This is a genomic window from Hymenobacter aranciens, from assembly GCF_030580865.1.
Classification (GTDB): Bacteria; Bacteroidota; Bacteroidia; order Cytophagales; family Hymenobacteraceae; genus Hymenobacter; species Hymenobacter aranciens.
This window is the reverse complement of record NZ_JAUQSY010000009.1, coordinates 241,871-268,823: the sequence shown is the minus strand read 5'-3', so window position 1 is coordinate 268,823 and position 26,953 is coordinate 241,871. Positions and strand designations below refer to the sequence as shown.

Below are 26,953 nucleotides of genomic sequence, written 5' to 3'. Positions count from 1 at the left end.
TGTTGGGTGTTGGGTGTTGGGTGTTGGGTGTTGGGTGTTGGGTGTTGGGTGTTGGGTGTTGGGTGTTGGGTGTTGGGGTATATTTGAAGCTTGTTTATTTTTTTGACGTCTTGCGTTTTGAGGTATGCATCGGCCAATGGAAGAACTGGCGGTATTCGCTCGCTTTGAGGAAGTATCCGACCGAATGTGGGAAATTGTGCAGGGCTGGCGAATGCTGGCGCAGGACACGATTGGCAAGCAGGTTATTCGGTCGGCCGACAGCGTTGGAGCGAATCTGGTAGAAGGGGATGGGCGCTACAGCAAGGCCGATGCGTTGCACTTCTTCATCATCGCCCGGGGCTCGGCCCGCGAAACGACGTTGTGGGTGAAGCGGGCACATAAGCGAAAACTCATCACTACTGTGGAAGCCACAGAATTGCTGCGGCTGCTAACCGAAGGTTGTCAGATGCTCAATAACCTCATCACCTATCGGAGAAACCTGCCAAATTCCAACCCGCAACCATCCAAGTAGTCGTACGCCACCTAACACCTAACACCTAACACCTAACACCTAACACCTAACACCTAACACCTAACACCTAACACCTAACACCAAAAACCTACTTCACCACTCCCAACCCCACATAAGGAAAAAACACCCGCCTCAACAAAGTGAAACCCCAATCCTGCATCGCCCCCGTGACAAGGATAATTAGTTGTATTGCAACCACCCCATCCAGATGCAGATACCGGTTCTGCTTATACAGCAGCAGCCCAATCCCGCCCTCGCCCTGGTACAGCGTTTCCACCAGCGTAATCATCGTCCAGATGATGGCGAAGTTCTGGCGCACCACTTCGAGCATGGCGGCCAGCTTGCCGCGCACCACCACTTCCCAGAAGCTGCGCCACTCGCCCAGGCCCAGGCTGCGGGCGTGGTCCATTTCCTCCTGCGTGGTGCCCAGCATCACGCTGGTCATGCCCGTCACGAGGTACACTGTGGCCCCGAACACCAGCACCGACAGCTTCACCTGCTGTCCCGAGCTGGCCAGCAGCGCCATAAAAAACGTGAGCCCGGTGAGCGTGAGGTAGCGCATCTTGGAGGCCGCGTAGGCCAGCGGCCGGAAGAACGGCAGCGCCGTGAGGTAGGAGATGAGTAAGGCTAGCACCGTGGCCGCGCCTAGGGCCTGCAGGGCGGTGGTCATGCTGGCCCACAGCTCCTGGATGAGATTTTGGCTGGTGATGAGTTCGCGCAGGGCGATGAGCACGTTGCCGAGGCTGGGGAAGATTTGGAGGGGGTAGAATAACCAGAGCATCAGCAGCACCAGGGCCTGGGCGGCGATTAGGAATAGGAGGGTGGCGCGGGGTGGCTGGGCGTTGGGGGTGAAGAGAGAGGTCATGGTGAATGGGAGGAAAAGGTGTAAATCAGAACGTCATCCTGAGGCGAACGCAGTGAGCCGAAAGGACCTCGCCCGCTTCGTTGTGGTGGTAATTCCAATCGTTCGCGCCGGAAGAAATTACTGCTGCGACCGGCGCGGGCGAGGTCCTTTCGGCTCACTGCGTTCGCCTCAGGATGACGTTCTTTCATTCATGACGTTCTTCTAATTCCCCAGCACAATCCGCCGGCTCACAGGAATAGCGGGCCGCCTTTCGCAAGCAGCGGGATGCCCTACACAAGCAGTCGGACACCTTACTCGCGCAGCTGGGTATCCGACTCGTGCAGCGTGGCATCCGACTCGTGCAGCGTGGCATCCGACTCGTGCAGCGCGGTATCCGACTCGTGCAGCGCGACACCTGACTCGTGCAGCGCGATGCCTGACTCGTGCAGCTCGACGCCCGACTCGTGCAGCGGAGCGTCCGCCCCCAATCCTAATTCCCCAGCACAACCTCCACCCGCCGATTCTGCGCCCGGCCGGCATCCGTCGCATTGGAAGCCACCGGCTCCGCCGCGCCGTGGGCGTACACCTGCACCCGGCCGGCCGGGAAGGCGCTGGCCCCGTGTCCTTCCAGCCAGTGCTGCACGGCCAGGGCGCGGTCTTCGGAGAGCTGCTCGTTGAGCTGCGGGGCGCCGTGGTTGTCAGTATGCCCGTGGATGGCCACCTTCAGCCGGCCCGCCACCACCAGGTCGTCAAACAGCTGGCGGAGCTGGCGCTGGGCGGCCGGCGTGAAGCTGCTCTGGCCGGTGTTGAACTCAATATTCCAGGCCCGGCGGCTCACGCTTTGGCGGATTTCATCATCGGCCGCGAATTGCGGGGCTTCGGCCGGGGCCAGGGTTTTGCCCCGGTATTTTTCCTGCAGCTGGCGCAGGGGCGTCAGGTCGAGCATGTCGGTGAGGGGTACGTAGCTGGGTAGCTCCTTGGGGTAAAGGCGGCTCTGCACGTCGCCGAAGGTCTTGTACACGGCGGCATAGATGTTGGTGCCGCCGGGGTTGAGGCCGAAGAGGGTGAGGTTGTCGCTGAAGTTAAAGGCCTTGCTGCCGCCCAGCTCCACCACTTCGCCGCGGCGGTCGGCCTCGCTCACGCCTTTGTAGTAGCGCAGCCAGTAGGCGCCGGGCTTGTCGGCGTCGCCATACACCTGGGCCGAAATGTCGGCGGCGCGCTGCAGAGCCTCGGGGTGGGCCTTCACTTGGTCGCCGGCCACGGCCAGGGCGGTTATCAGGCCCTCAATTTCTTTCGGGTGGGCATCGTACCAGCGTTTGGTCGTCACCATGATGTTGGGCATCTGGTTGGAATAGTCCCTGGTCGATACAATGTTGACCAGCCCGCCTTTCTGCTTGGCGATGTTCACGTCGCCGGGCGTCCAAGTGGCCACGGCGTCGGCCAGCACATCCACTTTTACGCCGGTATTCTGGCCCTTCACCACCTTCACCCGACTCTCAGGCTTGCCGAGGATGTACTTTTCAGCCGCCACCAAAAAGTCGCTGGCGGCCATGAAATTCACCGCTTCGGGGTCGTAGGTGGTTTCGTCAGGGTTCACCTTCAGGCCGTTGTCGGCGCACCATTTCAGGGCGATATTCTGGTCACCGTCGCGCAGGTAGCAGGCAATGGTGTGGCCGAGGGCGGCTTTGGGATTGTCGAGCCATTCCTTCGGTCCCATCAACTTGTCTTCGCCAAACGATTTGCCGCAGCTGTAAGGAATAATTTGCAGCCCCGTGCCCGCCTTGCGCAATTGCTCCTGCACCGCCGAGAAGCCCGGCAGCCCGTCACCCATAATGCTGACGATGAGCCCCGGGGTGGCCGGATTATTCTGCAGGTCAAGGGCGTTTTTGACGAGGTCGGCCTGCATTTTAGCCACGTCGTCCTGCCGCACGATTTGCAGGTCGAGACCGTTGGCGGCCATGCTGGAACCCTGGGTGCTGCGCGGGCCGCCATTGGCCAGCATGCCGGCCATCTGGCTGTTCCAGGCCATCACCTCCCACACCACGGCCGTGCCGGTTTCGGCGGGCTCGGCGCCGGGCAGCGGAGCCAGCGGCACGGCCAGGGTGGTGCGGGCGCCGGCAGCCGGGGCGGGAAGCTCGATGGAATTGAGCAGGATGGATTCGGTAGCGGCTTTTTTGAAGAGCAGGCCGCTGGCAATTAATTTGTTGATGCCGAAGTAGAGCACGGCTGCCAAGAAGGCAGCGATGACGATTTTACCGCGAGTTGTCATGGTTGAAAAATGGTTTTGAAGATGGCGCGGGACTCTGCCCCGTGCCGGTTATTTGCCGGCCTCTGGCCGGCGCGGGACCGCGCCGCTTGGGTTTATTTCTGGGTATCGCTCTGGCGTTGCGGGCCAGAGGTCCGCGAATAGTCGGCCCGGGGCTGGAGCCCCGCGCCATCAGCCTTTAGTCCAGCAAACTGGCATAAGCGTCATTCGCCGTGCAGGCCGCCACCGGCCCCGGCACCGACTGCAACACCGCATTAAAATCGCCCTGCTGGTATTTCTCAAGCAGCCGCTGCCCCTGCTCGCTCATCACCCCGTTCTGGATGTCCATCTCCTTCACGAACGCCTGTGAGTAGCGCATCGCCTGCTTAATCTGGCCGAGCTGGCGGGCCATTTCTTCGGCCACGCGGTCAGTAGCGAGGTCGAAGAAATACTTCTTGTCGGGGTCGCCACGCAGGATGTTCATGGCGGCCCGCATGCCCGAGCTGGTGCGTTTCACCAGCTCGTACTCGTCTTTCAGCAAGTTGACTTTGAACTTGCTGCCGTCAATCTGGCGTAGGGCGGCTTTCAGAATCTGGCGCATGACCAGCGTCACGTTGGCCGTGGTGGTGGCCATGGGCTGCAGGCGCTGGCTGTAGTCCTGCAGCTGGGCGGCGCGGCTGGCGTAGCTGTCGGCGGCTTCCTTCTCGCCCAGGCGCAGGGCCGAGTCGGCCAGGGCCAGGTACTCCTTCATCTGGGCGGTGTTGGCGGCCAGCTTGCGCTTCAGCAGCTCGTGCGCGCCCTCGATGTGGCCCACTTCGGCGTCCATCTGCCGGGCTTCCTTTTCGGTGTTATGGATGTAGTCTTCCATGATACCGATGGGGTCGGTGTTGACGAAAATGCCCGCCGCCGTGCGCAGAATGCGCTGGCTGGCATACCATAATCCGGCCTTGAGGCGCTTATTGGTCGCCAGCAAAAACAGCGTGAACAACCCGCCCAGGCCGATGCCCAGTTTCACGGTGTCGAACACAATATCAACGAGGTAAGGCACGATTTGCCCCCAGAAGTAGATGCCCGTGCCAACGGAGCCAGCCAGCAGCAGCCAGGCGGCTACTTTCTCGGGCTGCTGCCACTTGGGCAACGTGGTTTCCGAAGACGGAGGTAATAAGGTTTGCATGGCTTAGTGAGTTGAAGGATTGGTAGCAAGGAATGACTGCGCGGCCTGCCGGTGCGCCTGCAGCTCGCCCAGCGCGGCGGCGTGGGCCAGCTCGTAGGAAGCCAGCGAAGCGTCGGCCCGCTGCCGCTCGGCGTGCAACTGTTGCTGCGTGGTTTGGAGCAGCTGGCTTTTGTCAGCCAGCTGCTGGCTGAGTTCGGCGAGGTCGGCCTGCAGCTGCTTTTCCTGACTCAGCAGCTCCATGATGGCGCTGGGCGGGCCAGCGGGGGCGGGGGCTTCGCCCAGCTTCTCGCGGTGGCGCTGCTGCACGCGGGCGCGGTCGGTGGCCAGGGTGTCGGTCAGCTGCTCGGCCGAGGCCAGCAGGGCGGGCAGGTCCTGGCCGGTGAGGGCGGCGAAGGCGTTGAAGGCCGTTTGGTAGAGCAAGGGGCCGGCCATGCCGCTGCCGGCCATGCTGCGCACCATCTTGGTGTAGGCGGCGAAGTCGTGGCCGTCGCCGGCCAGCAGGCTGGCAATGTGGTCGAGGTGGCGCTGCTCGGGCTGGGCGAGGGCTGGCGCGCCCGGCGCGAAGGCCGGCACCGCCGCGAGGGGCAGGGGAGTGGCCCCGGCGGGCACCGGCGAGTGCTCGTCGTCGATAAAAAAGTCCTTCGCCGCTTTGGCGAGGTTGTCCAGAATAGGCATGGCGGCAGCGGTGGTTTTGATGATGGCTGCCTAAGGCCAATACCGGTGCCGAAGCGGAAATAAAAATGATTGTTTTCGTTTAACTGATTTTAAGACAGTCAGTAAAAATTATTTTCCTGACCTTTGTCCTGACTGGCAAATGGCTGTTTTTTTCAAAATGAAAAGCGCTGTTTTTCATTCCGGTAATTTCGAGCCGAAGTAGTGTGCTCATTGCTTCCCTGTTTCCCCTTCGCGCCCTCATTTTTATGAAATCCCTGCTGCTGATGAGCCTGCTCCTGACTGCCACGGCCTGCGTCAGCTCGCGCCCGCCCAAGGGCCTGCCCGACTACGACTCATACCCCACCTACAATGGCCCCGACCTCGGCCTGACCTTCGCCCCGAACGGCGAAGCCACGCTCCGGGTATGGGCGCCCACCGCCAGCGAACTGCGCCTGCGTCTCTACGCCGAGGGTACCGGCGGCATCCCCGTAGCTACCCACGCCATGAAAGCCAGCGACGGCGGCACCTGGACCTACACGCTGCCCACCAGCACACCCGGCCGCTTCTATACCGTGCAGGCCACCATTGGCGGCAAGCAGCTGGCCGAAGTAGCTGACCCCTACGCCCACGCCGTGGGCCTCAACGGCCAGCGCGGGGCCCTGCTCGACCCGCGCAGCGCCAGCCCGGCCGGCTGGAAAGAAGACCTCCGCCCCAAGTTCAAGCTGCCCACGGCCGCCATTATCGGCGAAGTACACGTGCGCGACCTCACGGTGCACCCCGAGTCGGGTGTGCGGCACAAAGGGAAGTACCTGGGCGTGGCCGAAGGCGGCACCCGCGGCCCCAAAGGCGTGCGCACCGGCTTCGACCACTTGCAGGACCTGGGCCTGACCCACGTGCACCTGCTGCCTACCAACGACTTCGCTTCCATTGACGAAGCCCATTCCGAGGGCCGCTACAACTGGGGCTACGACCCCTTGTACTACACCGTGCCCGAGGGCACTTACGCCACCGATGCCGCCGACCCCGCCGTGCGTATCCGCGAGTTTCGGCAGATGGTCCACGGCTTCCACGAGCGCGGCCTGCGGCTGGTGCTCGACGTGGTGTATAACCACACCGCCGACGCGGGCCGCAGCGCCTTCGAGCAGCTGGTACCCGGCTACTATTACCGCCACAACGCCGATGGCAGCCTCTCGAACTCCACCGCCTGCGGCAACGAAGTGGCTTCCGAGCGCAAGATGGTGCGCAAGCTTATCGTGGAATCGGTGGCCTACTGGGCCCGCGAATACCACGTCGACGGCTTCCGCTTCGACCTCATGGGCGTGCTCGACCTTCGCACCATGCGCGAAGTGCGTCAGATACTTGACCAAGTCGACCACACCATCCTGGTGTACGGCGAGGGCTGGACGGCCGGGGCCAGCCCCCTGCCCGAGGCCGAGCGCGCCGTGAAGGCCAACGTGGGCCAGCTCGACCGCATCGCCGCTTTTGGCGACGAGCTGCGCGACGGCGTGAAAGGACACTTTGCCCACCAGCGCGAGCCTGGCTTCGCCAGCGGCCAGCCAGGGCTGGAGGAGAGCGTGAAATTCGGCATCGTGGCCGCCACCCGGCACCCGCAGCTCGACTACGCCAAGGTAAATTACAGCAAAGCCCCCTGGGCCAAATCGCCGGACCAGGCCATCAATTACGTGGCCTGCCACGACGACCGGGTGCTCTGGGACAAGCTGATGGCCTCGGTGCCCGGCGCCACCGAAGACGAGCTGATAAAAATGGACTTGCTCAGCAACACCATCGTTTTCACCTCGCAGGGCATCCCATTTCTGCCCGTCGGCGATGATTTTTTGCGCAGCAAGGACGGCTCCAGCAATTCCTACAACCAGCCCGACAGCGTCAACCAGCTCGACTGGGCCCGCAAGGCGCAGTACCTGCGCATTCACCGCTTCTACCAGCGGCTCATTGCGTTGCGGCGCGGGCACCCGGCCTTCCGGCTCGTCAGCCAGGAGCTGATTGCCAAACACCTGGAATTCCTGCCCGGCCTGCCCGCCAACACCATCGGCTACCAGCTGAAAGAGCACGCCGGCGGCGACCCCTGGCAGAATATCATCCTGCTGTTCAACGGCAACCGCACGCCCACGACGGTGCCGCTGCCCGCCGGGCGCTACCGCGTCGTGCTGCGCGGCGAGCAGATTAACGACCAGGGAATCGAGCAATTAGACCACCCCGCCGGGGCTACGCTCACCCTGCCCGCCAGCACCGCCCTCATCCTCGTGCAGCCCTGAGTCGAACCGAAACGACCTTAGCGCGGTTTGTGGGGAGTTAAAAGTTGAAAGGCAGACCAGCCAGCGTTTTAACTCGCAACTCTTAACTTTCCTCCGTACAACCTTTTCTATTTCCCGCGCGCCATTACATTTGCCCAATGGAAGTATCTAGCCACACCTTCGCCGAAGCCACCCGCAGCGCCCCGTACCTGGACTACGCCATCTGCGTAGACGCCGGCAACCGTCCGTATAACCACGTGGGCGACTGGCCCGAAGAAGGCCAGGTGTACGCCGTGCGCGTGGTCGAAAGCCGTCTCGAAGGTATGCCGCTGCTGCACGTGCTGGCCTTCAATGGCGAGGCCCCGTACTTCAATGCCTTCGCCCCGCACCGGTTCGAGATTGTGCACCGGCTGTACCTGAACTAAATCCTTGTTGCTGAAAGTAGCGCGGACTTTGTAGTCCGCGAGTCAGAACGTTCTGACTCGCGGACTACAAAGTCCGCGCTACTTGTTTTCTTACCTTCGTGCATGCAGAAACGTGAGCAGGAAATAATGCTGAAAGCCGCCGGGCGGCGGCTTTTTCTTTTTTTGATTGTACTGACGGGTGGGTGGTTCGGCTCGATGGCCCAGACCCGCCCCGTTGCCACCGCGCTCGACTCGGTGCAGGAAGAAGACGCTTCCCACCGTATCGAGGGTGCTTACCTGAAAATCGGGCAGATAAACGCCGACATGCGCCGCGTGGCCGACACCGGCGACACCGAAGACGAACTGCCCACGGTGGAGGAAAACCTGGCCGTGGTGGAAGAAAACCTGACGCGGTTCGGCACAGTGGTGAACGTGAAGCAGCTGCAGACCTTCCAGGTGCTGCTGGACGACATGCAGGACCAGCTGAAAATCTGGCGCACCGACCTCGCCCAATCGGAAAAAGGGCTGGGCCAGATGGCCGGGCAGCTCAAACAGCTAGGCCAGAATCTCGCGCTACCCACCGATTCGACGGAGGCCGCGCTGGAGGAAACTATGCAGAAGCTCAATACCAAGCAGCAGCGCATTGCCCGCCGCCTGGCCAAAAACCAGAACAAAATCAACGCCCTCCAAACGCGGGTTTCCAACGGCATCATCCTGAGCTTGGAGCTGCAGGACGAGGTACGAAGCAAGCTGCGCCGCCTAGGCCGCAACGGCTTGGCCGCTGAGCGCAGCGCCCTCTGGGAGGCGCCCGATACCCTGGTGCAGCAATCGGAGAAAGCCCGCGAGCTGGTGCGGCAGTCCTACGCCGGGCAGCGCAAAATAGTGCGCTACTACCTGAGTGAGAACTGGGAACATTGGGTGTGGCTGGCGCTTATCGGGCTCAGCTACTTTGGCTGGGTGTTCTGGAACTATCGTCAGGTGAATGCCGCACCCGAACGCGCCGAGCAGCCGTTCTTCTACCTCAACCCGGCCCCCGTGCTGGGTGCCCTGCTGGTGATGCTCAACCTGGCCCCGTTGTTCGACCTGCAGCCGCCTGCCGCCTACCTCGACCTGCAGCAGCTGGTGCTGATACTGGCCCTCACGGCCATCATCTGGCGCCGCTGGACCAGCGACATGCGACTGTATTGGCTGGGCTTTTTCGTCTTGTTCGTGGCGCTGGCGCTCACCAATGCCGTGAGCGGGCCAGGGCCAATGGTGCGCTGGTGGATGCTGGTGCTCAACCTGGGGGCAGCGGGGTTCGGCTGGCTATTCTGGCAGCGCATCAAGGGGCACCGCTCACTGTCGGCGTTTGTGCGGCCGGTCACGCTGATTTTTGTGTTGCTCAATGTGCTGGCGGCGCTGCTCAATTTTAGCGGTCGGGTAGCAATGAGTAAATTATGCAGCACGACGGCCATTTTCGGCATCACCCAGATTATCGGGCTGTCGGTCTTCATCCGTCTCATCACCGAAGCCTTTCACCTCCAGATGCAGCGTAGCCGGCTGGCGGGCGGGGCGGGGGCGCGGTTCAATTTCCGCGAAATTGAGGTGGAGCTGCGCCGGGTGCTGTCGGTGCTGGTGGCCGGGCTGTGGCTCATGGTCTTCACTTCCAATCTGGGTTGGTACGACCGGCTCTTTCACAGCCTGGGCGAGTTCCTGACCCGGCCGCGGCTGGTGGGCAGCACGGCCTTCACGGTGGGTAATATCCTGCTGTTTTTCGGCATCCTCTACGCCTCCAATCAATTGCAGAAATACGTGGGCTATTTCTTCGGTGAAACCGACGACGACTTCAGCTCCGATTTCAACAAGCGCAGCTCGCGCATGGTGGCCATCCGGCTGGTGGTGCTGGTCACGGGCTTCCTGCTGGCGGTGGCAGCCCTAGGCTTGCCGCTCGATAAAATTGCCCTGGTATTCGGAGCCTTGAGCGTGGGCATTGGCCTGGGTTTGCAAAATGTGGTCAACAACTTGGTTTCGGGCATTATCCTGATTTTTGAGCGGCCGTTTCACGTCGGCGACTTCATTGAAGTGGCCGGTAAGTCGGGCCGCGTCAAGGACATCGGCATTCGTTCCAGCAAGCTTATCACCCTGGCCGGCTCCGAAGTCATCGTGCCCAACGGCGACCTGCTGTCCGGCCACGTCATCAACTGGACCTTGAGCAACAACCATATCCGCGTCGAGTTGACACTGAAAGTGGACCCCGGTGCCGACCTGAGCGCGGTGCGTCAGCTTATCGAGCAGGAAATTAAAGCCAGCACCAATACCTTGCACAATTCACCGCCCGAAATTCTGCTCAACTCCGTCAATACCAAAGTGTACGAGCTGAAAGTGCTGTTCTGGATTACCAACATCCGGCAGGAGCAGATGGTGAAAAGCGAAATCCTGGCCGGCATTCACCAGCGCTTCACGCAGCAGGGCATCGAGCTGCAGTAAGTAGCTGCGATACTGATGACTGTCATCCTTAATTCGTGGTTCCGAAGGCAAGGATGACAGTTCTTTTGTAATCTTACGTCGCTAAACCTTGCTTTTGCATTTTATGAAACACGCCTGTTACTCCCTGCTGGCGGCTGCGCTATTCCTAGCCAGCTGCGGCCAAAATACTGCCACCGAGCAGCCTGCCGCAGCCATTACCCCGGCTCCCGAAGCCCCCGTTGAGCAGCCCGCTGCCCCCGCCGACTCGGCCGCCGCGCCGGCCGACGCCACCGCCACCGAGCCCACGCTGGAGGTTGCCGCTCCGGCCCAAACCATCACCGCAGCGTTCGATTTCAAGCCAGTGAAGGACGCGGACAACCCCAGCGCCAAGCGCAGCAGTGCCCACCTCTTGCTGAGCGGCAAAAAGCCCCAGGACATCGACCTGGGCCGTTTCAACGGCAAGCCCGACGTGGTGAATGCCGAAAAAGCCAAGCTCGCCAACTTCCCGGCCGATATGCTGCTGGGCTTCCGCGCCTACGATGCTAATTCCGGCGTGAGCTCCGACCTGGCGGTGCTCAACGTGGGCGGCCACCACCTGCGCATCGTGCAGCGCCGGGTAAATGAAGAGGCGGTTACGCCCGGCCAGTTCGAAACGGCGCGGGAAATACCAATTCCGGCAGGCACGGCGGTGACCGTGAAGAAGTAAGTATGGAGGTATGAATTAAGAGTTTTGACCTAAAGCCCAAAACTCTTAATTCATACCTAATAATACAACCCGTGAAAACTCCACTTGCCGCGCCCGCTCAGCTCCAGCGCCGGCGCTGGTAAGTGTATGATGCTAAGTATATAAAAGGATGTTTTCAGGAACTTGCTGCGCGTGGGAATGCGCCGCAAATCCACGTCGAACGACAAATAATACTGCCGGTACGGCCGCAGGCCCTGCGCGGCATTCACGCCAGCGTCGTTGTACACAATTTCCTCCGCCCCGTAGCCCACGGCCGGTTGTAGCCAGCGCGGCCAGCGGTTGCCGGGCTTCAGGAAGGCACCTACGTCGGTACACAGCCAGTAGGTCTGGCCGTTATAGTCTTTTAATAAACGCTCGGGGAAATTGCTGCCCAAGGCATTGGGCCGCCGCCGGGCGTAGGGCGAGAGGTGAAACGACACCTTGGGCATGATGCGCACGTCGTGCCAGGCCAGCTGCTGCGCCAGTACCCCGGCCGAGCCTACAAAATTGGCGGCTAAGTCGGTAGCCGAGGCGCCATAAGCCGGGTCGAAGCCGTCAAACAGCTCGATGGGGCTTTGTACCACGAACCCGACGAAGGAGCCGTACCAGATGGACTTTTTCTCGCTCAGGCCGGTCCAGCGGAGCAGGTCTACGGCAGCTCGGCTTTCGTGGAAGGCACCCCAGGCGTGGCCGGCCTTGTCCATCTGTTTCCACTCGGGCCAGTCGTTGAACCAGTGCAGCGGCGCACGCGGACCGGTGTACCAGGCCGTAGCCAGACCAGTGTAAATGAGGCCGTAGCCCAGCGCTGAACCGCCCACCAGCAACCGCAGGCGGTTGGGGCGAAGCAGCGTGTCGGCGAGGGCAGGGGAGGCGGTTGCTGCTGCCGGGCTATTGAGCGGTTGCGCGGCCGCCAGCCGCAGCCCGCAGCTCAGGCCCAAAGCCAAACCCCAGCGGGGAACCAAAAGGGGGAAACGGCGCGTCATGAAACCCGAATAGAACCCCAAAGATACGCCGGGCGCAGGGCCTGCAATCGAATGTGACGGGCGGTAAATTCGTATCTTGCATCCTCAAAATCACTGCAAACGATTGCAGGTAACTGATTCATTTTTTGAATTTAATCGACTTTTAATTTCCCACTTACCCGTTCCCTTCTTACATGAAGCACTTACACTTATTTGCGGCGCTGCTGGCGCTATTGCTGCCGGCCTGGGCGCAGGCGCAGGTGGTGACCACCAACCCGGTTTTCTTCACCGAAAACAGCACGGGCGTTACCATCACCTACAACGCCGCCCTGGGCAACGGCGCGCTCAACAACTTCACCGGTGACGTATACATCTGGACGGGCACCGTTACCAACCTCAGCACCAGCAACACCAACTGGCGCAACGTGAAAAGCCCCAATTTCGGCGCGGCCGACCCGGCGGCCCTGATGACGCGCGTGTCTCCTAATATCTACACCATCACCCTCAGCCCAACGGTGCGCGGATTCTACCCCGTGCCCGCCAACGAAACGGTGCTGCGCCTGGGCATGCTTTTCAAGAACGCTGCGGGTACCGTGGTGGGCCGGGCGGCCAATGGTGGCGATATTTTCGTCGATGTGAACCAGGCCACGCAGGCCGTGCGCATCACGCAGCCGGGCAGCACGGGGGCACCGCAGTTTGTGACGGCCGGCACGTCGGTGGCCATCACGGGCACCAGCGCCCTGGCCGCCAACCTGACCCTGACGCTGAATGGCACCACCGTGACCACGGCCGCCAACGCCACCACCGTCTCGGGCAACGTGACGCCCGTGGCGGGCTACAACCTGGTGAAAGTGACGGCTGGCAGCGGTGCCACCGCCGTTTCCGACTCGCTGGCGCTGGTGGTGCGCCCCGCCGTGACTACGGCCGCCCTACCCGCCGGCGCCAAGCAAGGCATCACCTACCTGGCCGGCGGCACCTCGGTTATCCTGGCCCTCACGGCGCCCAACAAGCAGTTTGTGTACGCCCTGGGCGAGTTTAACAACTTCCAGCCCTTGAACTCGGCTTACATGAACAAAACCCCCGATGGCAACATGTGGTGGGTGCAGCTCAATGGCCTCACGCCGGGCCGCGAGTATGCCTATCAGTACTTTGTGGATGGTACGCTGCACGTGGCCGACCCCTACACCGAGAAAATCCTCGACCCCGGCAACGACCAGTATATTCCGGCCGTCACTTACCCGGGACGCCTGAGCTACCCGGCTGGCCAGTCGGGCATTATGTCCACTTTTCAGACCAACCAGACGCCTTATAACTGGCAGACGACCACCTTTACCCGTCCGGCCAAGAGCAGCCTGGTAGTGTATGAGTTGCACCTGCGCGACTTTATTCAGCGCCACGATTTCCAGACCTTGCAGGACTCGCTGAACTACCTGCAGCGCCTGGGCGTGAACTGCATCGAACTGATGCCGGTGAACGAGTTTGAGGGCAACGACAGCTGGGGCTACAACCCAAGCTTCTACTTCGCCGTCGATAAATACTACGGCACCAAAGATGCGCTGAAAGCGCTCATCGACGAATGCCACCGCCGTGGCATGGCCGTGGTGCTCGACATGGTGCTCAACCACTCCTGCGGCCAGAGCCCGATGGTGCAGCTGTACTTCGACAACGGCAACCCCGCCACCAACAGCCCTTGGTACAACCGCACGGCCACGCACCCCTTCAACGTGTGCTACGACTTTAACCACGAAAGCCAGTTCACCAGAACCTTCTCGAAGAACGTGATGGATTTCTGGGTGAACGAGTTCCGCATCGATGGCTACCGCTTCGACCTCAGCAAGGGCTTTACGCAGCGCAATACCCCGAACGACGTGGGCGCCTGGGGGGCTTACGACCAGTCGCGCATCAATATCTGGAACGACTACAACAACCACATGCAGGCCACCCGCCCCGGCACGTATGTCATTCTGGAGCATTTCGCCGATAACACGGAAGAAATTGCCCTCTCAAACGCCGGCATGATGCTGTGGGGCAACATCCACAGCGCCTACGACCAGCTGAGCCAGGGCCGCAATGCCAACCCCAGCTACGCCTACCATGCCAATCGCAACTGGCAGCAGCCTAACCTGGTGAGCTACATGGAAAGCCACGATGAGGAGCGCAACATGTACGCCGCCCTCACTTACGGCCTTAGTGGCGCGGGGGGCTACAACACTCGTAACCTTGGCACCGCCCTGGCGCGCATGGAAATGAACGCGGCCTTCTTCTTCACCATCCCCGGCCCCAAAATGGTGTGGCAGTTTGGCGAGCTGGGCTACGATGTCAACATCGACTTTAATGGCCGCACCGGTTCCAAGCCCATTCGCTGGAATTACTACCAGGACCCCGCCCGCCGCAAGCTGTACGCCACCTACGCCAACCTTATTGCCCTGCACAAGCAGCCGGCGTTCAGCACGGGCGCCTTCACCTATCAGCTGGGCTCGCAGTCGAAGGTCGTGCACCTCACCGACCCCTCGCTCAATGTGACGGCCGTGGGCAACTTCGGCGTATTTGGCGACCAGATTAACCCGAATTTCCAAAGCACCGGCCGCTGGTACAACTACCTCACCGGTGACAGCATCACGGTAACCAACACCCAGGCGCTACTCACCCTCAACGCTGGTGAGTACGCCGTATATACCAACCGCCGCCTGACCCGCACCGTGCTGGGCACCCGCGCCGCCCAGGCCACCAACGCCTTCCGCCTGGTGGCCGCGCCCAACCCTGCCAGCACCAGCGCTACGCTTCACTACGAGCTGCCGCAGGCGGCCAGTGTGCAGGTATCGGTAAGCAACGTGCTGGGCCAGGCCATCCTGAGCCTGCCCGCCACCCGCGAAAGCCTCGGCCAGCACACCCTCGAGCTGCCGCTCGATAAGTTGGCCGCCGGTGTGTACATGGTGCGCCTGCAATCGGGCAACCTACAGCAAACGACCCGCTTGGTGGTGAGCAAGTAAACGCCCACCACCCGCTAAAACAGAAATCCCCGCCGTGCTACACGGCGGGGATTTCTGTTTCTGGAGCTTTGAATTGGAGTTGAGCCTAGTCAGTGAGAATACCGCCAGCAACTCAAAACTCTTAACTCATACTTCAAAACTAAAGAGCTTTGGCCTGCTCATGGTACGTCACCAGGTCATCGATAGGAGAGCGGATGATTTTACCCACCTGCATGCCGTGGCTGTTGGCCACCTGCGTCAGAATATCACGGAAGTTGTAGCCCACCGAGCCGATGCAGTTGAAGCTGTAATCCTGGTATTTGGGATAGTGCAGCACCAGGTTTTGGAAGAAGGCCTCGAAGCCGATTTGCACGATGTCGCGGCAGTAGCTCACGTTGTTGTGGTCGTAGGCAAACTTGGCGAAGCTGGCCAGGAAGCGGTTGGGCAGCGGGCCGTTGTTGAGGCGGTCCAGAATGTCGTTGCGCGAGCCCAGCGAGTAGGTTTCCTTGAAAATTTCCTGCAGGCCATCGGGCAGCAGGCCGCGCAGGTAGTCCCGCAGCAGGCGCTTGCCGATGAAGGAGCCCGAGCCCTCGTCGCCCAGGAAATAGCCCAGCGAATCGACGTTGTAAGTGATTTGCTGGCCGTCGTAGATGCACGAGTTGGTGCCCGTGCCCAGGATGGCGGCAAAGCCCGGCTCGCGGCCGAGCAGCGCCCGGGCGGCCGCCAGCAGGTCTTCAGTCACCTCTACCTTGGCGTTCGGAAACAGCTGTTTCATGGCATTGCCAATCACGTCGGCCTTGGCCTGCGACGACACGCCCGCGCCGTAAAAATGCACTTCCGTTACCTCATTGCGGGGCAGGGTATCGGGTAGATTCTGCGTCAGCGACGCCACGATGCCAGTCGTGTCGATAAAGTCCGGGTTATACCCTTCGGTATTAAAATAGACGCGACGGTTCGCGTCGTCGAGCTGGCACCAGTTACACTTCGTGGAGCCGCCGTCGGCAATGAGCATCATAAGGCGAGGAAAAATTCGTTTAGAACAGCGAATGTAGGGCGCGGCCGCCAGAAGCGCCACCTCACCGGGCCGCTAATGCTTGCGGTTGCCACCTCAAAGCCAGGGTGCGGCTTGGTTAGCAGTCTGCTAGCCAAAAAACGTTTGTGGACAGGCCCGATTCCAATCTGAAACGTTTGAATTGCGTACGGCGTAAGGTCTTTTTGTGGGAATGGACCCGTCGCAATGACAAGACCATTTTAATCAAATCAATAAATCCCACACCCTTTTTCAAATTCCATGAAAAAAATATCTACCCTTGCTGCCGCCAGCGTACTGGCGGTTGGCAGCCTTAGCGCTCATGCCCAAGTAGTTGTTGATGGTCAGCTCACTACCTCCGAGCTTACAGCCGGCAACTATGTGTTGCTGGGCAAAAGCAACACTTTCACGGGGGACCCAAACACGGGACGTCCTTTTGGTGCGCGGGGACTACTGAGCCTCTACGCGGCCAGCACCGTCGATAAAGTATATCTGTTTCTGGGAGGTACCGTAGACCCAGGTAGCAATGCGTTTCAGATTTTTCTGAATATTCCTGGGGCAGCTGGTGTGCCAGCCGGTACCTTTCTGCCTGCTGGCGCGGGCGGTACCTCATTCGAGAAAATCACGCGTATCAAGCTAGACCAACCTACTAATCTGGCTTTTGCTTTGCGTGGTAATAGTGGTACTACCCCCCAAACCTACCTTGCGGAGGCGGCCTTCTTTACTTCAGCCACGGCAATCGATAGCCGTCAAATTACGACTACCGGGGGCGCAATTGTTGGTGATGGTACCGCCCTCACTATTAGCCCAGCTGTTGCTACAGGTGCGTACGCTCAACTCGCAAATGCCCGCATGGCCTATCGCAACACCACAAATGGTGAAATCGGTACCAATCCTGGCAACACTGTCCCAACTACGGGCGCTACTTACGGAGCAGCAGGTTCTTATGGTTGGGAAATCGAGCTAGACCGGGCAGCCCTGGGGGCAACTGCAGTGGGTGCCGGATTCCTGGTTTTTGCTATCTATAATAACGGCAATGGGGGCTATGCATCTGGTGAATTTATTCCGCAGGCAGAAGGAGCATTTCCAGCTGGCTTACCCAGTCCAAACCTGGGCGGCTTAGATAACGGGGCTACCGGCAACGACGTTGACTTCGCTGCAATTCCGGGCTTGCAAACGGCAAGTTTTGCTCTGGGCGCCAACGGCGTACTAAGTACCAAAGCAACCGCTGCTGCGGCCGCCATGGGCCTCATCGTAGCCCCCAACCCCGTGGCTGGCCGCGCCACCATCAGTTACAGCGTAGCCGCTGGCTCAGAGCAGGTGCGCATCGCCCTCACCGACCTGCTGGGCCGCGAAGTGCGCGTGCTGGAAAACGGCCCCAAAGCCGCCGGCACCCAAACACTAGACCTGAACGCCGCTAACCTGGCCGCTGGCACCTACCTCGTGAAAGTGCAGCAGGGAGCCCGCACCGCTACCCGCAAAGTAGTGCTGCTGTAAGCATGCCGCTTTAGAGTGATGAAAAAGCCCCGGCGCATTACGCGCCGGGGCTTTTTCATTGCCTGATAAGTTTGCACGGTGCCATTGAGCGCGTCACTGACATATCGGCATTAGCCTTCGACAACATGCCGGCAGCGTAGAAATGCCTCTTCTTTCATTTGTTGCGGAGGTGGGTGTCGGGCCTGGTCTGATTCAGCGAAGCCATAATATAAACCCATCGACGGAGTCGGAGTTATACCCTTCGGTGGTGAAGTAGACGCGGTGGTATGCGTTATCGAGCTGGCACTAGTGCCAGCTCGTAGAGCCACCGTTGGAAGAATCATAGACAGAAAAAAAGTTGCGATGAAAAAACGAAAGTAGGGCGTAGTGGGGCGCCGCATGTGGGTAGCTGTTCAATCGCCGGAAGCCGAAAAAGGTATTACCCCCTTCGTCTTAAACAAGAAAGCCCGGTCAATTGACCGGGCTTTCTTGTTCGATTAGCTGCAAAGCTTACTTGATTGTGTATTTATAGGCGTTGGGGGTGTTCAGGTCCAGCGAAACCGTATAAGTTCCGGGGCTGCTGAGGTTGATGTTATCACCATCCTGTTCCAGCAGGTCTGCCGCATCGGTTGCCTTCTTGGTCAAGCCCAGGTTGATGGCCCAAGCGTCATTGGCCCGGAACTTAAACTGATTGTTGCTCCCTGCACCAGGAATGTTACCAGTAAAGGTCCACATTTTGGTCGTATCGTTGTACGTCATCCGCTTCGAAGCATCCCAGCCGGCACCGCTGTTGGTGGTAGCCGAGCCAACCAGGCCCCACACGGTATGCACGGTATCAAGAGCGCCCGTAGCCAGGTTCAGACGCACGCGGTACATACCCTTCTGGCGGAAGGTGATATCGTTGGTACCTCCGCTCACTACGCGGTTGGTAGCATCGGTCCCGAACACAGTGCCCGAAGACGTTTGCGTATTCGAAAGCTTAACGGTAGCACCTGCTTGCGGGAAATAAACGTAACCCTCATACTGCTGTGCCAGGCCGTCGCGCTCCTGAATGTAAGGAGCCGAAGCCAGCGCAAACGCACTGCCGAACAGATACAGCTCGCGCGAGTAAGGCGTAGCCTTTATGGTGGTTACGTTGGAATACAGCGACGCGCTGTTGGCCGCGTATACGGTGCGCAGTCGCACATCTACCGTTCCCTCCACATCAGGAGTCAGACCAGCTTTGATGAGCGCCGTGTTCAAGTCACCAATTGTCAGCGTTTTCCGACCAACCGTGTCAACGGCGATGGTGGTAGGAGCGGCAAAGTTGGTGCCCGTTTTAGCCACCTGCAGCTCGTACTGCATAGGCATTGCTACGGCGGGGCCTGAGGTAGTGCTCGTGAAAGCCGGGAAGGTGTACTTCACAATAGGTTTAGCGGCGTTGGCGCTGGTCAGCACACCGGCTACTGCCGTGCTTGCTGCGAGAGCCGGCGAGTCACCGGGCTGCACTGTTACACGGGTTTCGTCCTTCTCGCACGAGGCCAGCATCGTGACTGCTGCTAAGCCCGCCACTGCTTGGGTAAGCCAGTTTTTCATTGGATAAAGTTGAATTGAATGAGAGGAATAGGGTTCTGGGCAGCAAACTTAACTGACGATTAAAAAGTGCTGTTTTTTTAGAAAAACAAGTACAGCTTAACTTGTCAGCTCAGCTACAGTGCCCATCAGAAGCTTATAGCAACCGTGCGTTAGCAGTGCCAACGCACGGTTGCTGCAAATCTTACAGATACCCGGGGTTCTGAATGAGATTGGAGTTGGCCGTGATGTCCGAGTTCGGAATGGGGAACAGCTTGAAGCGGGCATCAACCCCGCGGCCAGCAGCCGAACCACCTTTCCAGGGCCAAAGGTAGGTATTCTCAGTGAACCTGTTGTAGCGGATGAGGTCGCTGCGGCGCAGGCCCTCCCAGTGCAGCTCACGCGCCCGTTCATCAAGGATGAAGTCCGACGTCATCTGGGCATCGGAAATATCCGACGGCACGTAGGCAGCAGTCAGGTCGGTGCGGCCGAAGGCACGGCGACGAATCTGATTGACGTAGTCCAGGGCCGTGGCGCGGTTGGCGTTGCCGCGGGTAGCAGCTTCGGCGTAGATGAGCATCATGTCGGCCACGCGCAGCATCGGGAAGTCGACGCTGGAGAAGTTGTTCGAGCCTTCTACTACCGAGCCGTCCGAGTTGATGTTGCGGTATTTAAATACGCCCAAGCCTTGGGTAAACTGTAGCTGGTCCGCGATTTCGAGCGACTGGCCCGGCTTCCAGAAGCGGCCCCGACGGTCAACCGCCGTGTCGCCCAGGATGAAGAACTTGTCGACTAAGGCGCGGGTAGCGCGCATGCCGCCCCAGCCAGTCGACTGCCCGACGGCTTTCTGCCAGTTGGCATCGGCGCCGTTAACGGCACCATTCACGAGGAAGGTAGTGCCACCGTAGGTCTGGGCGCGCGTGCCGTCAAACAGTACCGGCCAGATAATCTCGTCTTTTGCCGGGCTCGTATTGTTGTCGGCCAGGAAGAGACGTCCGTAGCTCGATACAATGGTGCGGCCGGCGGCGTTGGTGCTGGGGTCTTTAGCCAGCGCGTAGCCATTGATGGCCAGCTGCGCCTGCTCAGCAGCTTTGTTGTACTGGTCGGTGCCAGTGTACACGCCAGCGTTCAGATACAGACGGGCCAGCATGCCGTGGGCGGCCGACTGGTCCACCCGGCCGTACTCATTTTCGCGAGATTTTTTCAGGCCGGCGTCGGTAGCCAGTTCCAGCAGTTCCTTCTCTACAAAAGTGAAAAGCTGCTGACGAGTGTTATAGGGCGGTTTCGCTACCCCAACCTCATTGGCTTCGGTCACAAACGGACCGCCTCCGAACAGGTCGATAACGTGCATATACGATACGGCCCGCAGGAAACGCGCCTCGGCACGGAAGCGCTGGGCTTCGGCCACATCGGTAGCCGGCAGGCGGCGGGTCAGCCGGTCTTCCGACGACTCCCGGATGAACTCGTTGCAGATGCTGATTTCGTAGTACGCCCGGTTGTAGAGGCCGCGCAACAGAGGGTTGTTGGCGTCCCAGTTCATGTTGTGCCAGTCCTGAATGCCAGGGTCGTTCCAGGCCACCACGGCCTCATCGGTGGTCAGCTCCTGGGCGCTCCACAGCTGGCGCAGGTAGTTGCCCGTGCCGCCGTCAATGCCCTTGATGTCGCTGTCGCCGCCGGCACCGCCCAGGCTGGTGAGGGCAAAGCCTCCGTAAATCTTGCCCAGCACGCCTTTGTAGGCGGCCAGACTGGTATATACCCGGTCAGGCGTAGGCTCATACTTGGGCGCCTGGTCGAGGTCTTTGTTACAGGAAGTAGTCAGGCTAGCCAGGGCCGTACCCAGCGCCAGCGCGGCTACCCCATTGAAGAGAGTCTTTTTCATGGAAGGGGGAGGGAATTAAATGCCAAGAGTGATGCCCAGCGTGTAGGTGCGGGCCACGGGATAGAAGTTGCGGTCGATACCACCAAAGATTTCGGGCTCCACACCTTTGTATTTGGTGATGAGGAAGGGGTTCTGCACGTTGCCGGTGATGCGCAGCGTCGAAACGCCCATTACCTTGCCCACGTTGTAGCCCAGCGAGATGTTCTGGCAGCGCAGGAACGAGGCGTTCTGCACGTAGTAGTCCGAGAAAAGCTGTTGGGCGGTGAAACCCGTATTGCGCACGTCGGGCGAGAGGTTGTTTACAAACAGCGTCGAGCCTTTGGCGTTGGCGTAGTTGCCGCGGTCGGCATCGTTGGCATTGTACACGTAGTTGCCGAGGTTGCTACGCAGCGTGAAGGCAAAAAACAGCTTCTTGTAGCTCAGGTTCGAGCTGAAGCCCAGCGTCACGAGCGGGGCCGGCTGCTTGTAGCGGTAATAGTCGTCGGTCGACGAGCCATTGCCGTTGCGGTCCACATAAGCACCCTGCAGCGGGCGGCCGTCGGGGCCGTAGGCTTGCTGGAACACGTAGAAAGAGCTGGGAGCGTAACCCACGCTGTTGATTTGAATCTGGTTGCCGGTGCCGCCGCCAATGTCGCCAAGCTGCTGGCCGGGGAAGCCGGCGTCCTGCAGGCCCAGGTCGGTGATTTCGTTAACATTGTAGGCGCCGTTCACGTTCACATCCCAGTTCAAATCGGTTGAACGCAGTACGCCGTAGTTGAGGCCCAGCTCAATACCGCGGTTGCGCAGCGAGCCCACATTGGCGTTGAGGCGGTTCACGAGGTTCGAGCCAGCCGGCACGTTCACTTCCTGCAGCAGGTCGCTGGCCGTGCGCTGGTACACATCGATAGTGGCCGTGAGGCGGTTGTCGGCGAAGCCTAGGTCCAGGCCGGCGTTGTAGGTGCTGGTCGTTTCCCAGGTCAGGGCTGCGTTGTAGCCCAGCGGGCCGGTGATGAAGCCGGTACCATTATTCCCGAACAGGTATTGCGACTGGGCATTGCCGTAAGCGTAGCGCGGCTGCGTGTCGTAGGCGCCCCCGATGTCCTGCTGGCCAGTGCGGCCGTAGCCGACGCGCAGCTTCAGTTCCGAGATGGTGGTGTTGTCTTTCAGGAAGTCTTCCCCTTTGATGCGCCAGGCCAGACCCAGGGCCGGGAACCAGCCGCTGTTGTAGCCGTCGCGGAAGCGCGAAGTGCGGTCGTTACGCAGCGTAGCCGTCAGCAGGTATTTGTCGCTCACGTTCACGGTAGCCCGGCCGAAGTACGACAGCAGCACGTACTGGCTGTAGAAGCCCGGCACCGTCAGGGTGTCGTCGGGGTTGATTTGCGTGGTACGGTCTGAGCGATAAGTCAGGAAGTTCGGGCCCTGGTCTTTAAACGTCTGGTAGGCATAGCCCGCCTGCACATCGAGCTTGGCGGCGCCCAGCTGCTTGCCATACGCCATGTAGGCTTCCAGCAGGTTCATGTCCTTGTCCTGGGAATACTGGTTGTAAGAGCCGTTTTTGCCCGGGTCATTGGGAAAGTCCTTGTTGTAGTTGCCGAAGTCGCCGGGAGCATAGCTTTTGGAGCCTCTGCCGCGGGCAATGTCGAGGCCCAGGTTGAGGTTAGCCCGCAGGCCTTCCACGCCGTGCACTTTGTAATCGAATTGCACGTTACCGATGAGGCGCTTCACCGTACTCACGTCCTCCAGGTTGTTGATGGCTGCTACCGGGTTGCCGGGCGCATTGCCCAGCGGCGCAAAGGTGGGGCCGGACGACAGGAACTGGTAGTAGCCACCGTAGCGGCCATACTGCCCTTCGGTAGAGCGAACAGGCTGCGTGGGGTCGTAGAATGCCGCGCCAGCAATCTGGCCGTAGTCAGCAAACCGGTTGTCGATAACGCTGCCTTTCGCGTTGACATCAATGCGCAGATGCTCATCGAGCAGGGTGGGGCTCAGGCTAATCGAACCCGAATTACGCTTCAGCTTGTTGGTGATGACGATACCCTCCTGGTAGAGGTTGCCGTACGACACGCGGAAGGGCACTTTCTTGGCAATGCTGCCAATCAGACTCACCGTGTTGTCGTAGGTAGCGCCCGTGCGGAATATTTCATTCTGCCAGTCGGTGTTGGCGGTACCCAGCGTGGCCACCTGCGTAGCCGGCGCATTGGCCGTCACCAGTTCCCGGAACTCACCAGCCGACAGCGTTTCGTAGCGACGCGCCACCGTGGAGATGCCGGTTTGCGAGTTCAGCTCCACGCGCAGCTTTTCGCCTTGCAAGCCTTTCTTGGTCGTGATGAGGATTACCCCACCCGAAGCCCGGTTGCCATAAATGGCTGTGGCGGAGGCATCCTTCAGCACCGTGAAGGTTTCGATGTCGCTGGGGTTGATGAGCGAGAGCGGGTTGGAAGCACCGTTGATGCCGCCTTTATCCACGGGCACCCCGTCGATAACGTACAGCGGGTCGCTGTTGGCATTCAGCGACGAGTTGCCGCGAATACGGATGGTGGAAGGAGCACCTGGGGCCCCACCGCCCGTCGTGATGCTCACGCCGGCCACTTTGCCCTGAATCAACTGCTCGGGGTTGGTTACCTGACCTTGCACAAACTGCTTGGAATCGACCTGCGCTACGGCGCCGGTGATGTCCTGCCGGCGCTGCGTGCCGTAGCCGATAACTACGGCCTCGCTCAGCGCGGTCGCGTTTTCAGTTAGGCCCGCCGACACTTCAGTGTTGGCACCGGCCACTACCGTCACCGGGCGGCGCACGGTGTTGTAGCCTACGTACGAAATAACCAGCGTTTGCGGGCCAGCAGGCACATTCTGAATGCTGTACGTGCCATCCATGTTGGAAGAGCCGCCGAACGTGGTGCCGTCGATGATGACGGTAGCGCCCGGAACGCCTTCATTTTTTTCATCCGTGATGCGTCCGCTCACGGAACCAGTGGTCTGTGCCCAGGCACCCGTGACGGCGCCAAAGCTTAGGAATAGTAGCAGAAACAAGAGTTTCGCTAGGTAGGGGTGTTTCATAAAGGAAACAGGGGTTAGTTAAAAAAAAAGTGAATGGTGGGAAACAGAAAAACGCCGGATAGGCGAAAAAAACATGTGTGGTAAGCGACGGAAACCGAAAAATTCCCCGCTCGGACAGTAACTGATTGTCTTGTCGTTTAGAAGTGAAAAACGTTCCCGCAAACGATGCCGAATTGTGAATTAACCGCGCAATTTACCGCTTTTAAATGGGTGTGGCCGACTAAACACCGGCCAGTGAAGCCTTTTCCTCGGTCAATGATGTGTCTCGTTCGACCAGTCTGCGCTGCTAGTTCTCCTCTCGGCCTTCAACATAGTTGGGTTTCTGTGGGACGAATGTATCGGTTTTTCTCAACAATCAAGAGGCCGGACAAATGACTTTTTCCGGGAATCCCGTTTTCGGCATTTTGTCCATTATCGGACAAAAAAGCCGCTTCTTTTTGGGACAGAAACACTAGCGCATCATAAAGCGCTGCAATCGTTTGCAGGCAATATTGGCCCGAAATTGGCCTTCGCTGGCTGTTGTACCCGAATCATGTCCGCAAATTGGACCGCTACAAGGCTAGGAACACTTGTTTTTTGCCGTGAAACTCCTAAAATTGCAGGCCTGTACTGTATTTAATAAGGGGAGCGGGGTGGCGGGCTGGGTTCTACTGCCTAATTTTGACTTTTCGCATGTTCATGAAAAAGCACCTACTGCTCGTAGCGCTGTTCTTCGCAGCTTCTTTCTCTGAAGTCCTGGCCCAGGACCAGCCTGGCTTTACGATGCCTTCGAAATCGAAAACCAAATCGAAAACGGCGGCCGGCGCGAAATCAAAAAGCAAGACCAACGCCCCCATCGTCATCAAGAAGGGTGACCCCGACGACGACGTGCCGCCCATCATCGTGAGCCGGCTACGGATGAAAAATCCTATCATCGTGTACTATGAGCAGGCGCCTCCCGGCAAGGCCGTGCAGCAGCTCATCATGGAGGAAGACCATCTGGCCCTGCTACGCTACCTCTCGCCCGACCAGCTGGTGTCGCGCCGCGAAGTTTACGTGGATGGCGTGGGCAACCTGGGCCTGCCCGGCACCGACGAAAAAAAGTACCGCCTGCTCGGCACCAACCTCATTGCCGACCCCGAGCGCAAGCCCGCCGGCGACGGCCGTAGCACCTATTCAAAGCTGAAAATTCCGTCCCCCGGCGAGCTGTTTGTGGTGCGCGAGTCGGCCGAGGAATACCGGCATTTCGTGAAAGGCCCGCAGAAACAAGGCGCTTTGCTTGATTTTCAAGTGAATGCACTGCCCGGTGTCGATTCGGTGCGGGCCGTTTACACCCTGCGCCGGATGGATTCGGCCGAGCGGGGCGCCGGCAGCGGCTCCACCATTCGCTAACGCTTCAGGTTGATGTGGTGCCACCCGTTGCGGAAAGGCCGCTGGCTGCTGGCAGTGCTCACCCTTGGGTGCGCGCTACCCAGCCCGGCGCAGGTGGTGCTGAAAATAACCCGCCTGCCCGCCGACACGCCGCCAACCGATACGGTATTCGTAGCCGGCTCCTTTAATAGCTGGAACCCCCACAACCTGGCCTACGCCCTGCGCCGCAATGCCGATGGCTCCCTTCAGCTGGCCTTGCCGGCCGGTCTGGGGGCGCTGGAGTACAAATTCACGCTGGGCAGCTGGGGCCGGGCCGAGCTGGATGCCCAGCGCCAGCCCGTGGCTAACCGGCAGGCCCCGGCCGGGCAGCGCGGTGAACTGCTGCACGAAGTGCTGAACTGGGACAACCAAGCTTCTATTGCACCTCCGAAGTCCACCGCCTCGCCCCAGGTGCGGGTGCTGGCCGAAAATTTCACGATGCCGCAGCTGGGCAACCGGCAGCGCCGGGTCTGGATTTACCTGCCCGCCGACTACGCCCGGCAGCCCCGGCGGCGCTATCCCGTGCTCTACCTGCACGACGGCCAGAACATGTTCGACGCCGCCATCAGCTTCAGCGGCGAATGGGGCGTGGATGAAACCCTCGACCGCCTGCGCGCCACCGGGCAGGACCCCGCTGGCTGCATCGTGGTAGCCGTGGACAACGGCGGCGAGCTACGTACCGACGAATACATCCCCTGGCCCAACGCTGAGCTGAAAAGAGGCGGCCAGGGTGGCGCCTACGTCGATTTCCTGGCCCAGACGCTGAAGCCATACATCGATGCATACTACCGCACGCGACCCGAGGCTGCCAGCACGGGCGTGGCGGGTTCCAGCCTGGGCGGGCTCATTTCGTTTTATGCGGCCCTGCGGTATCCCAAAGCATTCGGGCGGGTAGGGGTATTTTCACCGGCCTTCTGGGTTTGCAACGACTCGCTGAAAACGTATTTCGCCGCGCACCCGGCTGCGCCGACTACGCGATTCTACTTTGTGTGCGGCCCTCAGGAATCGGAAACGATGCTGCCGCTGATGGCAGCCTGGCGCGATGCGCTGCGTGCCGGGGGGGTGCCGGCTAGGCACCTGCGGTTGCAGGCGCCCGCCGACGGGCAGCACCGTGAATGGTTTTGGAAGCGGGAATTTCCGGCGGCTTACCAATGGCTGTTTCGAGTAAAGTAAGCTATTGCTTAAGTTTTTGAGAGCGGAAAAGGCAGCGTTGCCAAGAGCGGTGCGCAAAAATAATTTGCTGGAAAACTTGCTTTTCCAAAAAATAGGCTGATATTCGCTTCGTCATGCGCCAGCTATACGTCAATTGCCAAGCCACCGCCACCCGCTTTAAACATAGCGGGGTCGGGCCGCGTTTGGCATTACGGAAGCAGAAAGCATGAAAACTCTCTTTCGCTAATTCTCCAAG

Annotated in this window: 19 protein-coding genes; 9 read left to right on the top strand and 10 right to left on the bottom strand. The window is 60.0% G+C overall.

Annotated elements, in window-relative coordinates:
* Nucleotides 1-136: 136 nt before the first annotated feature.
* Entirely contained in the window at nt 137-511 is a 375-nt protein-coding gene (locus tag Q5H93_RS15385) for a four helix bundle protein (RefSeq protein WP_305007484.1), read from the top strand.
* Between the two features lie 88 nt (nt 512-599).
* Here the strand turns inward: Q5H93_RS15385 and Q5H93_RS15380 are convergent, their stop codons facing one another.
* The 5 genes from Q5H93_RS15380 to Q5H93_RS15360 all read right to left on the bottom strand — a co-directional run bounded on the left by Q5H93_RS15380 (nt 600) and on the right by Q5H93_RS15360 (nt 5,449).
* Nucleotides 600-1,376, bottom strand: a complete 777-nt coding sequence (locus Q5H93_RS15380; RefSeq protein WP_305007483.1) for an ABC transporter permease — start codon at nt 1,374-1,376, stop codon at nt 600-602.
* A 290-nt stretch (nt 1,377-1,666) separates the two neighbouring features.
* Complete coding sequence (locus Q5H93_RS15375; protein ID WP_305007482.1) at nt 1,667-1,843, bottom strand: hypothetical protein; 177 nt, start codon at nt 1,841-1,843, stop codon at nt 1,667-1,669.
* 2 nt (nt 1,844-1,845) lie between these two features.
* Entirely contained in the window at nt 1,846-3,624 is a 1,779-nt protein-coding gene (locus tag Q5H93_RS15370; RefSeq protein WP_305007481.1) for an OmpA family protein, read from the bottom strand.
* Between the two features lie 175 nt (nt 3,625-3,799).
* On the bottom strand, nt 3,800-4,774 hold the full coding sequence (locus Q5H93_RS15365) for a hypothetical protein (RefSeq protein ID WP_305007480.1): 975 nt from the start codon (nt 4,772-4,774) through the stop codon (nt 3,800-3,802).
* Nucleotides 4,775-4,777: 3 nt separating this feature from the next.
* Entirely contained in the window at nt 4,778-5,449 is a 672-nt protein-coding gene (locus Q5H93_RS15360) for a hypothetical protein (RefSeq protein WP_305007479.1), read from the bottom strand.
* 245 nt (nt 5,450-5,694) lie between these two features.
* Between Q5H93_RS15360 and pulA the strand changes: the two genes are divergently transcribed.
* From pulA to Q5H93_RS15340, 4 genes are all read left to right on the top strand, one after another.
* A complete protein-coding gene (gene pulA / locus Q5H93_RS15355; RefSeq protein ID WP_305007478.1) occupies nt 5,695-7,701 on the top strand; it encodes a type I pullulanase in 2,007 nt (668 codons plus the stop codon).
* A gap of 137 nt (nt 7,702-7,838) precedes the next feature.
* Nucleotides 7,839-8,105 (top strand): hypothetical protein, encoded by a 267-nt coding sequence (locus tag Q5H93_RS15350; RefSeq protein WP_305007477.1) that lies wholly within the window; start codon nt 7,839-7,841, stop codon nt 8,103-8,105.
* 102 nt (nt 8,106-8,207) lie between these two features.
* The gene (locus Q5H93_RS15345) at nt 8,208-10,550 is read left to right on the top strand and encodes a mechanosensitive ion channel domain-containing protein (RefSeq protein ID WP_305007475.1); all 2,343 of its coding nucleotides are present in this window, start codon (nt 8,208-8,210) and stop codon (nt 10,548-10,550) included.
* 103 nt (nt 10,551-10,653) lie between these two features.
* A complete protein-coding gene (locus Q5H93_RS15340; RefSeq protein ID WP_305007474.1) occupies nt 10,654-11,235 on the top strand; it encodes a hypothetical protein in 582 nt (193 codons plus the stop codon).
* Nucleotides 11,236-11,291: 56 nt separating this feature from the next.
* Here Q5H93_RS15340 and Q5H93_RS15335 read toward each other — a convergent pair whose 3' ends face one another.
* Nucleotides 11,292-12,215 carry a DUF2279 domain-containing protein gene (locus Q5H93_RS15335; RefSeq protein ID WP_305007473.1) on the bottom strand — a complete coding sequence of 308 codons (924 nt, stop codon included), beginning with the start codon at nt 12,213-12,215 and terminating at the stop codon, nt 11,292-11,294.
* A gap of 194 nt (nt 12,216-12,409) precedes the next feature.
* Between Q5H93_RS15335 and Q5H93_RS15330 the strand changes: the two genes are divergently transcribed.
* A complete protein-coding gene (locus tag Q5H93_RS15330) occupies nt 12,410-15,205 on the top strand; it encodes an alpha-amylase family glycosyl hydrolase (protein WP_305007472.1) in 2,796 nt (931 codons plus the stop codon).
* A gap of 139 nt (nt 15,206-15,344) precedes the next feature.
* Here the strand turns inward: Q5H93_RS15330 and Q5H93_RS15325 are convergent, their stop codons facing one another.
* On the bottom strand, nt 15,345-16,199 hold the full coding sequence (locus tag Q5H93_RS15325) for an N-acetylglucosamine kinase (protein ID WP_305007471.1): 855 nt from the start codon (nt 16,197-16,199) through the stop codon (nt 15,345-15,347).
* Nucleotides 16,200-17,456: 1,257 nt separating this feature from the next.
* On the opposite strand from Q5H93_RS15325, the gene Q5H93_RS15320 reads away from it, so the two are divergent.
* On the top strand, nt 17,457-17,711 hold the full coding sequence (locus tag Q5H93_RS15320) for a T9SS type A sorting domain-containing protein (RefSeq protein ID WP_305007470.1): 255 nt from the start codon (nt 17,457-17,459) through the stop codon (nt 17,709-17,711).
* 489 nt (nt 17,712-18,200) lie between these two features.
* Here the strand turns inward: Q5H93_RS15320 and Q5H93_RS15315 are convergent, their stop codons facing one another.
* From Q5H93_RS15315 to Q5H93_RS15305, 3 genes are all read right to left on the bottom strand, one after another.
* Nucleotides 18,201-19,265, bottom strand: a complete 1,065-nt coding sequence (locus Q5H93_RS15315; RefSeq protein ID WP_305007469.1) for a SusE domain-containing protein — start codon at nt 19,263-19,265, stop codon at nt 18,201-18,203.
* 181 nt (nt 19,266-19,446) lie between these two features.
* Entirely contained in the window at nt 19,447-21,120 is a 1,674-nt protein-coding gene (locus Q5H93_RS15310; RefSeq protein ID WP_305007468.1) for a RagB/SusD family nutrient uptake outer membrane protein, read from the bottom strand.
* Nucleotides 21,121-21,135: 15 nt separating this feature from the next.
* Entirely contained in the window at nt 21,136-24,156 is a 3,021-nt protein-coding gene (locus Q5H93_RS15305) for a SusC/RagA family TonB-linked outer membrane protein (RefSeq protein ID WP_305007467.1), read from the bottom strand.
* Nucleotides 24,157-24,834: 678 nt separating this feature from the next.
* On the opposite strand from Q5H93_RS15305, the gene Q5H93_RS15300 reads away from it, so the two are divergent.
* Nucleotides 24,835-25,527, top strand: coding sequence for a hypothetical protein (locus Q5H93_RS15300; protein WP_305007466.1), 693 nt, complete (start codon nt 24,835-24,837; stop codon nt 25,525-25,527).
* Between the two features lie 54 nt (nt 25,528-25,581).
* Nucleotides 25,582-26,718 carry an alpha/beta hydrolase gene (locus tag Q5H93_RS15295; protein ID WP_305007465.1) on the top strand — a complete coding sequence of 379 codons (1,137 nt, stop codon included), beginning with the start codon at nt 25,582-25,584 and terminating at the stop codon, nt 26,716-26,718.
* The last annotated feature ends 235 nt before the right edge of the window (nt 26,719-26,953 follow it).

What these genes read in the sequence shown, in the direction of transcription:
- Q5H93_RS15325 (WP_305007471.1), bottom strand. Translation starts at nt 16,199, where the DNA reads ATGATGCTCATTGCCGACGGCGGCTCCACGAAGTGTAACTGGTGCCAG.
- Q5H93_RS15310 (WP_305007468.1), bottom strand. Translation starts at nt 21,120, where the DNA reads ATGAAAAAGACTCTCTTCAATGGGGTAGCCGCGCTGGCGCTGGGTACG.
- Q5H93_RS15380 (WP_305007483.1), bottom strand. Translation starts at nt 1,376, where the DNA reads ATGACCTCTCTCTTCACCCCCAACGCCCAGCCACCCCGCGCCACCCTC.
- Q5H93_RS15320 (WP_305007470.1), top strand. Translation starts at nt 17,457, where the DNA reads ATGGGCCTCATCGTAGCCCCCAACCCCGTGGCTGGCCGCGCCACCATC.
- Q5H93_RS15340 (WP_305007474.1), top strand. Translation starts at nt 10,654, where the DNA reads ATGAAACACGCCTGTTACTCCCTGCTGGCGGCTGCGCTATTCCTAGCC.
- Q5H93_RS15365 (WP_305007480.1), bottom strand. Translation starts at nt 4,774, where the DNA reads ATGCAAACCTTATTACCTCCGTCTTCGGAAACCACGTTGCCCAAGTGG.
- Q5H93_RS15305 (WP_305007467.1), bottom strand. Translation starts at nt 24,156, where the DNA reads ATGAAACACCCCTACCTAGCGAAACTCTTGTTTCTGCTACTATTCCTA.
- Q5H93_RS15315 (WP_305007469.1), bottom strand. Translation starts at nt 19,265, where the DNA reads ATGAAAAACTGGCTTACCCAAGCAGTGGCGGGCTTAGCAGCAGTCACG.
- Q5H93_RS15300 (WP_305007466.1), top strand. Translation starts at nt 24,835, where the DNA reads ATGAAAAAGCACCTACTGCTCGTAGCGCTGTTCTTCGCAGCTTCTTTC.
- pulA (WP_305007478.1), top strand. Translation starts at nt 5,695, where the DNA reads ATGAAATCCCTGCTGCTGATGAGCCTGCTCCTGACTGCCACGGCCTGC.
- Q5H93_RS15345 (WP_305007475.1), top strand. Translation starts at nt 8,208, where the DNA reads ATGCAGAAACGTGAGCAGGAAATAATGCTGAAAGCCGCCGGGCGGCGG.
- Q5H93_RS15360 (WP_305007479.1), bottom strand. Translation starts at nt 5,449, where the DNA reads ATGCCTATTCTGGACAACCTCGCCAAAGCGGCGAAGGACTTTTTTATC.
- Q5H93_RS15370 (WP_305007481.1), bottom strand. Translation starts at nt 3,624, where the DNA reads ATGACAACTCGCGGTAAAATCGTCATCGCTGCCTTCTTGGCAGCCGTG.
- Q5H93_RS15385 (WP_305007484.1), top strand. Translation starts at nt 137, where the DNA reads ATGGAAGAACTGGCGGTATTCGCTCGCTTTGAGGAAGTATCCGACCGA.
- Q5H93_RS15350 (WP_305007477.1), top strand. Translation starts at nt 7,839, where the DNA reads ATGGAAGTATCTAGCCACACCTTCGCCGAAGCCACCCGCAGCGCCCCG.
- Q5H93_RS15330 (WP_305007472.1), top strand. Translation starts at nt 12,410, where the DNA reads ATGAAGCACTTACACTTATTTGCGGCGCTGCTGGCGCTATTGCTGCCG.